At 34.7% G+C, this 15662-nt stretch carries 9 protein-coding genes; 1 reads left to right on the forward strand and 8 read right to left on the reverse strand.

Annotated features, from left to right (window positions below):
• Positions 1 to 278: 278 nt before the first annotated feature.
• The 5 genes from ACFE0M_RS13010 to ACFE0M_RS13030 form a co-directional block, all read right to left on the reverse strand.
• Positions 279 to 779 (reverse strand): hypothetical protein, encoded by a 501-nt coding sequence (locus tag ACFE0M_RS13010; RefSeq protein WP_434546209.1) that lies wholly within the window; start codon positions 777 to 779, stop codon positions 279 to 281.
• 196 nt (positions 780 to 975) lie between these two features.
• Complete coding sequence (locus ACFE0M_RS13015; protein WP_434546210.1) at positions 976 to 3246, reverse strand: ATP-dependent helicase; 2271 nt, start codon at positions 3244 to 3246, stop codon at positions 976 to 978.
• Between the two features lie 196 nt (positions 3247 to 3442).
• Positions 3443 to 4717 carry an adenosylmethionine--8-amino-7-oxononanoate transaminase gene (bioA, locus tag ACFE0M_RS13020; protein ID WP_434546211.1) on the reverse strand — a complete coding sequence of 425 codons (1275 nt, stop codon included), beginning with the start codon at positions 4715 to 4717 and terminating at the stop codon, positions 3443 to 3445.
• Positions 4714 to 5322, reverse strand: coding sequence for a dethiobiotin synthase (gene bioD / locus ACFE0M_RS13025; RefSeq protein WP_434546212.1), 609 nt, complete (start codon positions 5320 to 5322; stop codon positions 4714 to 4716). Before bioD ends, bioA begins: the two co-directional genes overlap by 4 nt.
• Positions 5323 to 5415: 93 nt before the next feature.
• Positions 5416 to 6537 carry an aminotransferase class I/II-fold pyridoxal phosphate-dependent enzyme gene (locus tag ACFE0M_RS13030; RefSeq protein WP_434546213.1) on the reverse strand — a complete coding sequence of 374 codons (1122 nt, stop codon included), beginning with the start codon at positions 6535 to 6537 and terminating at the stop codon, positions 5416 to 5418.
• Between the two features lie 73 nt (positions 6538 to 6610).
• Between ACFE0M_RS13030 and ACFE0M_RS13035 the strand changes: the two genes are divergently transcribed.
• Positions 6611 to 7195: a porin family protein gene (locus ACFE0M_RS13035; RefSeq protein WP_434546214.1), complete on the forward strand. Its 585-nt coding sequence runs from the start codon at positions 6611 to 6613 to the stop codon at positions 7193 to 7195.
• Positions 7196 to 7237: 42 nt separating this feature from the next.
• On the opposite strand, the gene ACFE0M_RS13040 is transcribed toward ACFE0M_RS13035, so the two are convergent.
• From ACFE0M_RS13040 to ACFE0M_RS13050, 3 genes are read right to left on the reverse strand one after another with little or no spacing between them, the layout of a single operon-like run.
• Positions 7238 to 9400: a hypothetical protein gene (locus tag ACFE0M_RS13040; protein WP_434546215.1), complete on the reverse strand. Its 2163-nt coding sequence runs from the start codon at positions 9398 to 9400 to the stop codon at positions 7238 to 7240.
• A gap of 5 nt (positions 9401 to 9405) precedes the next feature.
• A complete protein-coding gene (locus ACFE0M_RS13045; RefSeq protein ID WP_434546216.1) occupies positions 9406 to 11505 on the reverse strand; it encodes an OmpA family protein in 2100 nt (699 codons plus the stop codon).
• Positions 11506 to 11508: 3 nt separating this feature from the next.
• Complete coding sequence (locus ACFE0M_RS13050; protein ID WP_434546217.1) at positions 11509 to 15558, reverse strand: tetratricopeptide repeat protein; 4050 nt, start codon at positions 15556 to 15558, stop codon at positions 11509 to 11511.
• Positions 15559 to 15662 lie beyond the last annotated feature (104 nt).

Raw genomic sequence — 15662 nt, forward strand, 5'->3', positions numbered from 1 at the left:
TCAGCCTATTAGAAACTGGGGAGTAATACTTAACAGTTTTCTTATTATATTTGAAGATAGGGTCAGATTGAATGAATCTTAACCCTATCTACAAAATTTTTAGTTACACACTTTTTGGGATAGTGTCTTTTTAGCTAAAGACTGGTCATCCTTCAACTGAAATTTTCATCAGCTAGAGGTAATACACCCTGAACCCAAAAAGATAGAATCAAAAAAGGCAATGCGAATCAACACATTGCCTTTTACGACTTAAAAACCTATCACTATAAAAACTATTATTAGTATAAATAAATTGCTAATGCTTTATCCTTTTCATCAAACACAAAATTCTGATAAATATTTTTAACATGGTGGTTATAATCTAAAAGCGTCTTAGAATCGTCCTTGTCCGCCATTATTATTAAGCTTTCAGCACTAGGTTCTTGAAGATGCAAATTACTATCTATCAATTCGAATACTTCTCTTATGTTTTGTGTCTCCCATTCGCCCCCCATATAAAAATAGTATCCAGTTTTACCATCCGCAACGTAAACCAATTGATTAAATACGGCATCCGTTATGGAATTCAATTCTTCAGTGGTTATTTTAGGAATGATTATATCATAATCATAATCTGCCAATTGTACAGTCATGGCATTATTGATTTTATCTACATTATTAGCTAATAATGTACTTTGCGCATTTGCTTTCAAGGTTAAACCAAATAGGGTGATCAAAACGATGATTCCAATCAGAACATATTGTTTAACCGGCTTTAGAATATTTGGATACGTTTTCATAACAATTGAATTTTGATTTTTATTTATATTCAAATGTCACAAGATTCCATCTTCCAAACATTAGTGCTATTCGGAAATTTAGATTAGGTGATTTACTTAGTCGAGATAATATACAAACATATTTATATCACAATATTGCCTAAATAAGTATTTATAAAGTTTTAAATCTTAAGAAAAGCTAAATTGATTTTAAAAATCAACTTTCCATTATCCGTAACTTAGCAAAAGTCAGTAAGAGTGTTTTTTCACCAAAATTCTCAAATTCAATAGTGGCTTTTCTATTGGCCCCTTGCACATCCATTTTCTTAACTTCTCCAAATCCAAATTTAGGATGTTCTACCTTCATGCCAGTATCCAATGTACGAGTATCACTAGGAGCGAAATCGGGCGATGGAGTATGTAGTTTCTTGCCCGGTGGTACTGCTTTCCTTTCTGTTTTTCGCTGTGCCACTAAGTTTTTGGCATAAACACTATTGCTACTGCCATTATTCAAATTACCCATTGGTTCGGAGCGGTTGAATTTTCTATCTACCTTTACAAATTCAGGATCAATTTCCTCTATAAAACGGCTAGGCTCGCAATTCTTCAATCTACCAAAACGATAACGGGTAAGGGCATAGCTCAATGTAACTTTTTCCATTGCCCTAGTGAGTGCAACATAAAACAACCTGCGCTCCTCTTCCAAATCTGCACGGCTGTTTAACATCATCTGTGAAGGAAATAAATCCTCTTCCATTCCCACAATGAAAACATGCTTGAACTCCAGTCCTTTGGCGGAGTGAATGGTCATTAAATTGACATGATCGTTATTATCTTTATCCTCATTGTCCGCATCGGTCAATAAAGCCACATCCGCAATGAAAGCCTCCAGAGATTTATCCTCTTGTTGTTCATCATCCACAAATTCTTTAATGGCATTAAGCAATTCCTGAACGTTCTCGTATCGGTTTAAGCCTTCTATGGTTTTATCGTCATATAATTCCTTCAATAAACCACTTTGCTTGGCAATAAAAGCAGCCGTATCATAAGCATCTGCTCTCTCTAATCTTATTTTGAAAGATTTAATGAGGGTCACAAAATTATCCACCGCATTAGCGGCTCGGCTAGGTAATACTCTTTGACTTTTCTGTAATACTTCCCAGATTCCCAGTTCATTCTCATAAGCGGCCACCACAATTTTATCAACCGATGAAGCGCCTATCCCCCTTTTAGGTAAATTGATAATACGTCTAAAGGATTGTTCGTCATTATGGTTGATGGTAAAACGTAGATAAGCCAACAAATCCTTGATTTCTTTTCGTTGGTAGAAAGATAAACCACCGTAAATCCTGTAAGGAATATTACTTTTTCTAAGTGCTTCCTCCATAGCACGGGATTGGCTGTTGGTTCTGTAAAGAATAGCAAAATCCTTATTTTCAAGTTTTTTATTATTCTTATCCTCAAAAATAGAAGATGCCACTAATCTACCCTCTTCATTATCGGAAGTGGACTTTATAAGGTGAACCAACTCACCATCATCATTCTGCGTCCAAATATTTTTCTTCAACTGAGCAGCATTCTTTAGAATTACAGAATTAGCAGCATTTACAATATTCTGCGTACTACGGTAATTCTGCTCCAATTTAATTACCCTTAAGTCAGGATAATCTTTTTCGAAGTTTAAAATATTCTGAATATTGGCACCACGAAAAGCATAAATACTTTGTGCATCATCCCCTACCACACAAATGTTTTGATGAACAGACGAAAGTCTTTTGGTAATCAGGTATTGCGAAATATTGGTGTCTTGAAACTCATCTATCATAACGTATTTGAAACGCTGTTGATATTTATTCAACACGTCCAAATGATCACGGAAGAGCACATTGGTATTAAACAATAAATCATCAAAATCCATGGCTCCCGAGCGGAAACAGCGTTGCACATATTCTTTATAGATTGCCCCCATTTTAGGTTTCTGTGCTTGCTCATCTTCTGAAACATAAATGGAATTGTTCATGTAATTCTGCCAGGAAACCAAATTGTTCTTAGCTCCTGAAATTCTATTATAGATGATGTTTTGTTTATAAACTTTATCATCCAAGCCCATCTCCCGGACAATGGCGCGAATTAATGATTTCGAATCTTCCGTATCATAAATGGTGAAATTGCTCGGGTAACCTAATTTATCAGCCTCAGCCCTTAGTATTCGGGCAAAAACGGAGTGAAATGTTCCCATCCAAAGATTTCGGGCATCGGTACCCACTACCCTTTCAATCCTATCGCGCATTTCACGTGCGGCTTTATTGGTAAATGTTAAGGCCAAAATACTAAAGGGATCCACATTTTTAGTAGTAATCAAGTGCGCAATTCTGTAGGTCAGTACTCTGGTTTTTCCGGAACCGGCACCCGCTATAATCATAGTGGGGCCTTCTAAATTCTCAACACCTTCTCTCTGCGGTGGATTCAAATGACTTAAATAATCCATAAGACAAATTTATAATCTAAATGCCAAGGAGCATCGAAAAGGGTGAGGAAATATTGAAAATATTTTTTTAAAAAGTGAGCAACTTTCAAAGAAGTAGAAACATATTAAACTTATCGTCTTTTTGTACCTGTAAGGAAGCATCAATTCCAAATTAGATTATTAAAGTCTATTCAGCGAATTGATAAAATAGTATCTACTACAAACTCTCTAACATCTCTTCTACAGCCCCATAAACTTTATCAATCTCCTCTTTTTTGATGATGTATGGAGGCAAAATATAGATCACATTTCCTAAAGGGCGAAGTAAAATATTACGCTCAAGAAAGAAAGGATAGAGTTTATGACGAACTTCATTGACATAGGAAGTATCCGAATCCGTTTTTAATTCCAATGCAAATATAGTTCCTAGCACTCGGCTATTTAGCACTTTAGGATGCTTCGAGATATGTGCATTAAAGTCTTTTTGCCATTCGCTTATTTTAGATATTTGAGCTTGGGTGCTTTCTTCCACCAATAATTCAAAACTTGCAATGGAGGCTGCGCAAGCAATGGGATTTGCTGTAAAGCTATGGCCATGAAAAAAGGTTTTCATAATATCAGAACTTTTATATGGATCCATAATTTTGGCTGTGCATGAAGTCACGCCAAGAGCCATGGTACCACCCGTTAAACCTTTTGAAAGACAGAAAATATCTGGCTTGTTTTCCAAATAATCAGAAGCAAAATATTTTCCAGTCCTGCCAAAACCTGTAAATACCTCATCCGCTATGCAGATCACATCATGATCTTGCGCTATATTGATTAGCTTATCCAAGAGCTCGGCAGCATACATTTTCATTCCTGCAGAACCCAACACTAAAGGCTCAAAAATAAATGCGGCCACTTGTCCAGAATCCACTAATTGATAAAACTGCTGAATCAGTTCATCATCCTTACCTTGAGTTGGCATTGGCAGGAATTCCACTTCAAAAAGAAAAGGAGAAAATGGTGCCGAAAATGGGCCCCTATCCCCTACCGACATAGCGCCAAAAGTATCGCCATGATAGGCACCTTCAAAAGCGATAACTTTTTTTCTTTCCTCATGTCCTTTATTGTACCAATATTGAAACGCCATTTTTAAAGCCACTTCATTTGCGGTACTTCCATTGTCGGAATAAAATATTTTAGATTGGTTTTTAGGTAATATGGAAAGTAAGTTTTCAGCTAATTCAATCGCGGGTTCATGAGTAAAACCTGCGAAAATGACATGTTCCAAGTTTTGAGCTTGCTTAGCCACTGCCTCTGCTATTCTAGGATGACTATGTCCATGTAAATTGACCCACCAACTTGAAATGGCATCCATGATTTTCCTGCCGTCAGAAGTATGTAGATACATGCCTTCTGCTTTCTCCACCATAATATGATCAAATCCATTGACCAATTGCGTAAAAGGATGCCAAATACTCTCACTATCTCTTTCTAACCAATTCATAAATTCTTTTTTAAAGCTGCAGCATACCTTCTGACCACTTCATGATTAATTACTTTTTCTTCTTTAATCCTTAACAAACAAGAATAGCCACTGTGCCGAAGTATAATATCTTCACTTGCTGGATTTGAGGGACCATTGAAAACAATCCCCCTCACATCAACTCCCCTACGCTTTAACTCATTAATAGTTAATAATGTATGATTTATACTACCTAAATAAAGATTCGCTACTAATATTACGGAGGTTTTCCATGATTGAGGAAAGTCAATAACAAATTCTTTTTCATTTATGGGAACCAAAACTCCCCCAGCCCCTTCAATAACCAAATGTTCATTATCAGTTTTTGGAATGTCAAAATCCTCAACTTCTAATCTAACCTTATCGACCTCAGCGGCATAATGTGGAGATGCTGGTGTATTCAGTACGTATTTCTCAGGTATTAAATCTGATTTTAGATTACTTAATAAACCTCCCACATAATCAGTATCCCTTGGATAGCCTGCTTGAATAGGTTTCCAATAATCGGCTTCCAATGCCTCACAAATGATGGCACTGAAAAGTGATTTACCGCTATCCGTGCCTATGGCTGTTATAAAGTAATTCATTTCTAGCTTCTTATAATTAATAATCAAATGATTGATAATGTGTTATGAGTATTTAAATGAAATTAAACTTCCTCATGTAATTGCCTATTAGACTTATTTAAAATACTTATTGATGTGGTGACACAAATTTGTAATTTCTTCCTCAGAATTGAAAGCATGTAAGCATATCCTGACCCTTTCTTTTCCTTTAGGTACAGTTGGACTTAAAATCGGTCTAATGTCAAAACCGAATTTATTTAAATACTTAGAAAACGTTATAGTGTTTTCAGAATTATTCAAAATAATTCCTTGAATGGGATGAAAACTATTTAATTTGGGAATTGAAGGATTGAGATTATTTCTGAAAAGCTCAATATTACTTCTAAGTTTTTTCCATAGCTCAGGATGTTGCTTTCGATACTCCAGTGCATTATGGATTGACAAAATACTATGATGAGGTAATGCAGTAGTATAAATAAATTGTCTGCTATAATTAATCAAATATTCTTTCAAAATTTCACCCCCGCAAACTGCTGCACCATGAGCTCCCGTTGCCTTTCCAAATGTGTAAATCCGAGCTAATATTTTATCTTCAATTCCTAAATCACAGCATAAGCCAAAACCGCTTTCGCCATATAGACCTGTTGAATGAGCCTCATCCACAATAACGGCCGCTTCATATCTTTGGGTCAATTCCACTATATGTTCCAAGGGTGCTTGGTCTCCATCCATTGAATAGACTGATTCCACTACTATAAATATATTACCTTTCGCTTTTTGAAGTTTTAACTCCAAATCATTTAAATCATTATGCTTAAAATTATAATATTTAGCCCTGCTCAACCTTACTCCTTCCTTAATGCAAATATGAGAAAGCTCGTCCATCAAAACAGTATCACCTTTTTGAGGTACAGATGATAAAACGCCCAAATTGGCCATATATCCTGAATTGAAAATTAAAGAGGCTGGAGCACTAAAAAAATCAGACAAATAATGCTCTAATGCTTCATGATAGTATTTATTTCCGCTTAATAATCGTGAGCCTGCCGCACCATTATCCACAAATTTTGAAGGTACGTCATTGATCTCCCTAATTCTAGCTAAACCTAAATAATCATTGGAGCTGAAATCAATGAATTTTTCATCAATTTTTCTTAAATAACGATATCCACCTAATTCTTTTCTTTTGGATAAAATATCATGCAAATGGGATTCTACTTTCGTCTTAATATTCATGGATTTAATCGTTGAAAGTATAACATTTGTCATAAAAAACGTTATACTCATTCAAACACTAAAATTAATCAAGATGAAAAGGATTTTAACATTAACAGCATTATTATTTTTTATTGGGATGAGTGCCAAGGCACAAATTTTTACCGTTGGTCCTAAATTGGGTATCAGTAATACTACATTAAGTTTAAAGGATAACGTTGATGCTTACCAAGCAGGGGATTCTAAATACAGTTATCATGGCGGAGTGTTTGCCAGAATAAAGATAACTGGATTCTACATTCAACCAGAAGCATATTTTAATTCCGTTAATGGTGAATATACAGATGCCACCGATCCTAATGATGTGAAAACCCTAGAATTTAATCAAAACAAAATCGATATGCCAATCCTATTTGGTTGGAAAATGGGGCCTTTCCGAGTAAATGCTGGGCCTGTCGCTAGCTTTAATCTCGGTGATGAAGTTGATTTTGATGATTCAGTTTCAGAATATAAAAGTGCAGTATTTGCATATCAAGCTGGGATTGGATTAGATATCTCAAAACTGATTGTTGATTTGAGGTATGAAGGCAACCTTAGTAATCAAGCCATTTTAGGTAATGACGAAGGAAAGGTAAGAGTTAATCAAATCATGCTTAGCGTAGGATTAAAATTACTTTAACTGAAAAATTAATGGCAAGAAAGCCCCTGCTTTCTTGCTTTTTTATATACCATCCTGGGTTAGTGGAATATCGGAATAACGTAATGCTAACTCATCAGTCAGTACAACATGACCTGTTTCACCCTTTCCATTCAATAAATGTAAGCTACTTTCACTTATTTGGTAGGTATATTTAATATTTAAAGCTTCCTTAAAACTAAATGTATTTTTCTTCAAGCTATTAAAATCACTATCAAAAAGAGATGAATAGAGGTTCTTTCCATCCTCAGATGAAGAAACCAAAATAATTCCAGCATCTGTTTGAAAGACCCCTTCAAATTTTCCATCTATATCAATTTCCTTACTTGTATATTCAGAACTATCAGGATGGAATTTCACAATTGTCATAAAACTAGGCCACAAAGCATCCCCTAAGCCATCACCCTGATAAAAAGCCAATTGGAGATTACTATTTCGTAGTGAAATTAACTCAACAGGTTTTTCTTGTGTATCAACCATAATATCATTCTTAATCTCACCTTTTTCATCGGACACTATAATGTGATTTACAAAATCCAACGAATCTATATGACTCTCAAAAAGTAAATAGTTTAAATCACCGCCTCCGACTACATTTATGTTCGTAACTTTTTGCCATGCTTTATTTGATTCATATTTTGACGGAACAGCATTATACCATTGAATGTTGGTGCCATTCTTAGCACCATAAAATGCCTGTGGCACACTATCCTGATTGAAATAATAACCCCCTATATATTCTAAATCATTTACATTAGTTCTAGAAAAATTAATATATGCCATATTTTTCACCAAGGAATCATACTCGTTTAATGGGTTTTGCCATTCGTAATTTATGCCTCTATATTTCGGTATCTCTTGATTAAAAGGATTTTCATATTGATCGATAATCTGTGTTTTCAGTCTATTGGCCGTTTCACCTCTTATTTTAAGCAATTCAGTAGCTTCAGAATTAAAATAAGTTTTAAAATCTTCAATGCCGTTGTAATGGTTTTCGTAAAAATCTTTATTCTTATTTAAATTACTTGCGAGGACCTCACTACTATACTTCTCAAGATCACTTTCTAGGGTTATGGTTTGCTGAAAAACTCTATTAATAGCATATAATTTCACTTGATAGGAGATTTCTTCAGCTGTATCATAGACTAATAAATTTTTCTGCTCATTAAGTAAATCAAGTTTATCGTCCTTATACTGAAACACATTGGCCACAGGAGAATTTAAATCATATTTTCTAATTTTGTAAATAGATTTTCTTTCAATTGGGTCAACGTCTATAGAATCGTTAGGTGCCCAATCATTCATTCTAGCAAAACTATTTTCAAGTTTACTTTCTATTTTTTCAATGTCATTTCTTAATTGACTTATTTCAGTGTCAATGACTTTTTTAACTTGATTGACCCAAGTAGCATAATCCCATAACTGAATGTTATCAACCAAAAAATCGGTTTGGATTACCAATCCATCCAATCTATAAGTTTGAATTTTATTAAAAGACAATTTTTGATTTAGATCAAATGGAGGATATGCATTGGCCGCCTCTTTATACTTTTTAAAATAATAGAGGGTTGAGTCATAACTATTCTTCACCAACTCGAATCTAGCCTCCAATTCTTTATCATAAAGAAGGTAAATATCCTTTAAAGAATTATAATCTCCGTTAATTCTTACAAAATTTTTGGAAGCCAAATCATATTGTTCCACCATCTTCATGAAATTCTCGTAGATAGGTGGCATATAGGTCAAGAAGGAATCCGCTTCCTTTAGCCCTTTTTGATGCACAAGTTGAATGGTCTCAAACTCAACAACTGGCTTTCCATTTCTTTTAAATTCATTGGTGAAATTCGGATAATGCCAGGCATTTCTTCTGACCTCCCTGTCATCAATTAAATCCCTCGATCGCCCGAATAATAATTTTGCTCTTTCTGCATTTGAAATGGCCGCCTCATAGTCTGAAATAGGGTGAGCACTTTTGTATCTTTCTTCAAAAATTAGGGACAGTTGGATATTAGTTGCCGGATGATCATTATTGCTTTTAAAAAAATCGTACAAAAGAGGAAAAACCAATTCACTACTATCGCCTAAAAAGTAAGGATTTATGTCGTCATCATAATCCAATTCTACTTGGGCATAATTCACATTAGGCAATAAGATTAAAAACGATACGATATATATTAACTTTTTCATTTTTCTTAATCGTTTTGAGCCAATTTAATATCCAAAATTTTCAGTTCCACTCTGCGGTTTTTAGCCCTATTTTCATCGGAATCATTTGGAACAACTGGATTTGATTCGCCATAACCCTCAGAAATTAATCTATCTTCTTTAATATTATTACTCGTAATATAGTCGATTACACTGTTTGCTCTTTCTTTGGATAATCGCACATTATAAGAAGCAGCTCCAATATCATCAGTATGAGCCGCAATCTCGATTTTCATGCTAGGATAAGACTGCATTAACTTTATTACCCTATCCAATTCTTCAAAACTGCTTTCAAAAAGATCGGAAGAATTGGACTCAAAATAGATGTCCTTTAAGGTAAGATTGGCATCTTTAGCCAGCGGCTGTAATTTTAACTCAACACCTTTGCTGTCTTCCTGAACTTCACCAGTCTCCTCATCAATTGTTTGTAACTTTCCCTCCTTGGTAATCCCAATCTCCGTAGAATTAAAAGCATATCCTCTATCACTGGAAGCTTCCACCATATATCGGTCACCCACTCTCAAATTAATGGTTTGGTTACCTGATATCACAATCTCCTCATTTCTGGTTTTATTTCTGATAATCAGTTGAGATGAGGAAACTGATCCTCCACTTAATAAATCATTAACATTAATGGGCACTCCTACTTTTTCAGGAACCAATTCAATATCTTGTTCATATTCTCTGTACAAAATCAAGCCTTTTAAATCAATTGAAAAGTTTTTGGATTTGAAATTCTCACTTTCAACTGTAATATTGTAAGCACTACCGATCGGTAAATCAACTTGTGTTTTCCAGTTTTCACCATCCGATTCCACTACATCTACTGTTCTGCCTATATCATTTTTTACGGTGATGGTGGCTTTTAAAGGATCATATAATTCAATGTCATAGATATTTACATTCAAATGAGCAGTAGTGAACAAATCTATATTTTTTTCATATTCTTGGTAACTTTCAATATCCCGCAGATCATAATAATAAAGGGCACTGCTAAAATCATCTTTTCTCACTTCCAAATTATAGGCCCTTCCTGCGGAAAGTACTATGGAATAATAACCATCAGATGGATTATTATCAAAGCTTGTAATCAGTTCAGAAGTGTTGGCATCAGTAATTCTTAGGGAAGCCGAAAGTGGATTTTGACTATCTGCATCTCTTATTAACCCCTGAATAGTTACATTTTGAAATTGACGATATTCTTCTGGAATTTTTACACTGTAAATATCATCCTTTTTAGAAAAGTACATGATTTCTCCGGAAGCAGAAATACAAGAAAACAGGTCATTATCAGTAGTGTTCACGTATTCAAGCGGAACAGGGCTTTTCCAGTCACCATCGGCATTTAATTGGGTTTGATACAAATCAAAACCTCCCATGCCGCTTTCCCTTAAGGATGCGAAAATCAATGTCCTGTTATCTGCCATAATTTTAGGAGCCTTCTCACAACCTAAATTAACGGGGTATGGCAATACTTTGGGTTCTGTCCAGCCAGAATCTGTTTTATGCGTAACATATAATTCATAACAAAATTCAGTTACACCCTCTGGAGTATTTTTACTATTTCGGGCAAAATAAAGTGTTTTCCCGTCAGTAGTTATGGTGGGGAAACCATCAAAACTTCTGGTATTTATTTCAGACCCTAAATTCTGCGGTTTAGACCAACTATCACCAATTCTTTCTGAATAATAAATATCCTCTGAGCCTTGTCCACCGTCAAATGAAGCATGAAAATATATTCTATTTCCATCATAGCTAAAATTGGGGCCACTAATCACATCAATAGAATCTCCGAAATTATTAATACTGTCCAAAGAAATTTCATCAGTCCATACGCCATTTTCCTCACGGGTCAAATATAATTTCCAAGACCCATCTTTATTGGATTCGTAAATTAAAGTTCTGCCGTTTGCGCTAATACTGGGTGCATATTCGGTAAAATTCTCGGTACTGATTTCGCTTACAATTTGCTTAGGATAAATTGAATCAAGCACCTGTTCAATGGAATCCTTTTGAGATTGTGAAAGCCCCAAAAAGCAAACTAAAGAAAAAATGATGGACAAATATATTTTCTTACAATACTTCATAATCTATTCTCCGATAATTGTAAAGGCCGCCCAATAGTAGGGTTGTGGAAACTCCTCTTTTATTTTCATTTGCGCCTTTCGAAATGATGTGAATTTATCATCTCCTTCAGTCCAATGTTTATAAAATTCGGTCATCAAAAGCTGGGTCGTGTAGTCATTTACTGTCCACAAACTCATGATTAAATTTTCAGCTCCTGCCACTAAAAATGCTCTTTGCAGTCCATATACGCCCTCTCCATTCTTAACATCTCCTAATCCGGTTTCACAAGCCGAAAGTACCACTAATTCGGTTCCTTCAAGATTCAAGTTCATGGTCTCATAAGCCGTCAGTAAGCCGTCTTCAAAACTGTTTTCGTAAGGCAAACCACCAGCCAAGCCTATGGACGCTCCAGAAAGCAAAATACCCGATCTTAATAATGGGTTTTCCTCGTTTCCTTGATTATCTACTCCTGAAATTTTTTTATCAGCATCATAGGTCTTAAAAAAACCATGAGTGGCAATATGCAAAATATTAGGAGCAGTCAAACTATCAATCAAGATTTCATTAGCCTCTTGATCAAGATATTTTTGTACTTCCCAATTGTTAGACCTGGTCATGGAATCAATGGCATTTATCTCAATTTTCGTTCCTGGAAGTGCAGGAATTCCACCGGTAAAATTCCTCATGAGGCCAACATTTTGTGCCGTTAAATTCATTTCGTCTTCTGATCTACCTAAAGAAAAATCCGGTGATCCTATAAGGACTAAACTTGGTAATGATGGCGTATTAAGCTCTTTTTCATCCATTTTCGGGATTGCATATCCTTCGGATTTTCTATCTTTTATTAAGTCCCGAGCACTTGTAATAATCCTGATATTTTCCTTTTCTAAAAGGTATTGATTTAGATTCTCACTGTATAAAGTATTGATGTTGATTTTGTTGTAAATTCCATCAGGGCTGATGAAAAGTTTATCCAATCCTTCCGGGATTTTTTGATCTACCCATTCCCAAAGGTTTTCATAGGAAATCTTATCCATCAATTTGAATTTAATCAGGTTTTGATAGGCGTTAAAATATTGCTTTTCGATTCTCCTCCCTTCCTGTAATACTGCTATTTCAGGTTCCTCCATGGTATCAGTTAAAATCAGTCCGGCATAGATAATAGAGTCATTTTTCAAACTTTTTTTAACTCGGACCAACTCAATAACTCCTGTATTTGGAGCTAAGTTTTGCTGTAATTTTTTCCAATTAATAATGTCTGAACCAAATCCGGCATTAAATAAATTAGATTGTAAGCTCAGCTCCTTTTCCATATTGTTTATGGATGTTTCCAATTCTTCTAAATCAATATTTTGCGCTATTAACTCTTCCTTGGTATAGGAATAATACTGTATGGCTTTTTCTTTCTTGTCTTGCCAGTTTTTAAATAATGTTACCAATTCTTGATCACCACTGTTTAGGATTTTATTCCTCATCTTTGCTGAAGCATTGAGCAACATAGCTTTTGTGGTCAATTGCAAATCAAATAAATCTTTTTTTAATTTAGGGATTGTCTTGTAATTCTCAATGGCAAAATCTTTATAGGCCTCAAATACAGGAGTCACCTTATGGTAAAAAGCAGATTTTTCACTCTCGCTCATAGAGGGGAAATATTCCTTAAACAGGTACAAATAACTATTTACAGATGAATTAAATAAGGCATAAGCAGAATCAATTTCATTTTCCACTTGCTTTAAAATACCCCATCCGTAGAGCGTGAAAATGTAATCAGGATGGCTCTCACCCAACACATCCCTTCTTAATTTTGTTACTTTTGAAAAAAGTGAATCTGCTTTTATATGCTTTCCTTGTTTTTGGTAAAGGACAGCTAAATTATACTGTGTGCTTGCAAATGTTGGGTTTTCAACACCATAAACAGTCTCATCAATAACCAATGATTTTTCATATAAATCTTCCGCCTTTTCATAATCTTCATTTGATAAATATAAAGATGCTAAATTATGCAAGGTAGTAGCATATTTTGGATGGTGAACACCATAAATAATAGAATCCAATCTCAAAGCTTCATTGAGTAAGGGTAGTGCTTTTTCCACTTCTCCTTCGCTTTGGAATATAGATGATAAGTTTTCAATTGAAGAAACATAAGAAGGATGAAGTTTGCCTAATTTATTCACATAGGTATCAATAGCTTTCTCCAAATTGCTTTTTGCCTCTTTCAAATTCCCAGTGCTTTGATAATATAGGCCCATTCCGGAAAGGGCATCTGCATTTGCCACACTTTGATTGCCGAAAACTGTTTTAGATAAATCAAGTGTTTTTCTGAAATACTGTTCTGAAGTGGGATAGTCAGCTTCTGCCAATTTTACCAATGCCAATTTTGAAAATACATTTAATAGCGATGGATGAGATTCACCTAAATTTTTTATATAGATTTTCTCAGCTAACTGAAATAAGGAATCTGCCTTTCTGAACTGTGAACGGCTTTGCGCAACGGTTCCTAAATTTTCGTAAACTTTAGCATTGCTTTCATGATTTTGATCAAAGATCGATTTAAAAATAAATCCCGCATCCTTAAAATAGGATTCGGCTAAACCATAATCACCATCTTCCAATCGCAATGAACCTAAATTATTCAATGTGTTGGCATATTCTACAGTTTTTTTGCCAAGTGCCTCTTCAATCAATTTTAGATTTCCTAAAAAATATTCAGCAGCCTTTTCAATATTGGTCTTGTTTTGCTCTAAAACCCCTAAGCTATTTCTTATTTGAATCTCAAGTTCAGTTTTGAATTTATTACTACCTTCAAACTGTTTTAATGCTCTGTTTAAAAATAATTCAGCTGAATCGAAATCAGCAAGCTCCAAATATAAATCACCTGTATTTTTATAGACCAAAGCCTTTTCTTCATGCTTACCTGAAATATTATTTAATATCTTTTTATCTACTCCTAGCAATAAATTTAAAGCAGAATCTATTTTTCCCATGGTATTAAAAACCAATGCCTTCTGCGCCAAAATTTTAGCAGATTGGAGACTGTCTTCCTGTTTTTCCATTTTTAGGGAATCATTGGCAGTACTGTATAAGGCAAGGGCAGTGCTATATTCTCCATTATTAAAAGCAACTGCTGCACTATTGAGCTGGCTTTGCAAATCATTGCCGCTTAATGCTAATAATGATTCCCCTTTTTGGGTTTGGCCTGTTTTCTGATAAAGAACACCTAAATTATTCTTTGCACTACTATATATTTCCCGATCTATATCCTTATCATTTTCTAATTGCTCAACCAATATTTCATAAAATGATATTGCCCTATCGTTTTGGCTATTCTCCTGATAAATAAGCGCCCTTTGATAAGCTGAAATTTTCCATAAGTCGGAAGATTGTAAATCATTGTCCTGGGTAATCCCAATCACTTTATCAAAATAACCGGCCGCCTCATCTAATTTACTATCCTCTTGAAGAAGGTTTGCTATATAATAAAGCGAGTACAAATATTGCGTTCCAGCTTGAGCAATATACTGATTCAAAATTGGTAGTGCCTCTTGAAAATAATCTAAGGCATCCGCTTCATTATTTTGGTATAATAAAGAAGCATAATCATAAATCGCCAAGGCATGATTTAAAGAGTTTTGATCTTCCTTCTGAAGGACTTCCATATAATCCTTAGAATAGCTTTTTGCCTCAGAAATGTTATTTGTTTGAAGATTTAATTGTGCTAAAAAATTTAATAATTGAATATAGAACTGCGTTTGTTGGTCAAAAGTAATCTCATTCATCAATTGAAGCTCTTCTTTGGCCAAAGCTAAACCCGCTTCATAATCCTTTGTATTGAAAGACAATTTAATACCCAAATGCAATGTGAATACATAAGCTTGATGCTTTTTGCCATAAGTATTTTCAGCTTGATCTAATGCCTTATTTAATAATGATTGGGCTAATTCTAATTGGCCTTCCTTTTCAGCCTTTTGTAAAGCAGTAAAAGACTCATCCCAAGAAGTTTGAGCATGCCCCAATACTGACATGAATAGTGCTAAAGAGCCCAAGATTAAGAATCTGATCAATTTTATCTTCATACCTATGCAAGATGATAATTTCAGTAGAATAATGAAAAATTTTTGTCGAAATACCTATTTATAGGTATCTGCCATAATGATTTGAAAACAACATATCTTCAGTA

It is taken from the genome of Marivirga sp. (assembly GCF_051117495.1).
In the GTDB taxonomy this organism is placed as follows: Bacteria; Bacteroidota; Bacteroidia; order Cytophagales; family Cyclobacteriaceae; genus Marivirga.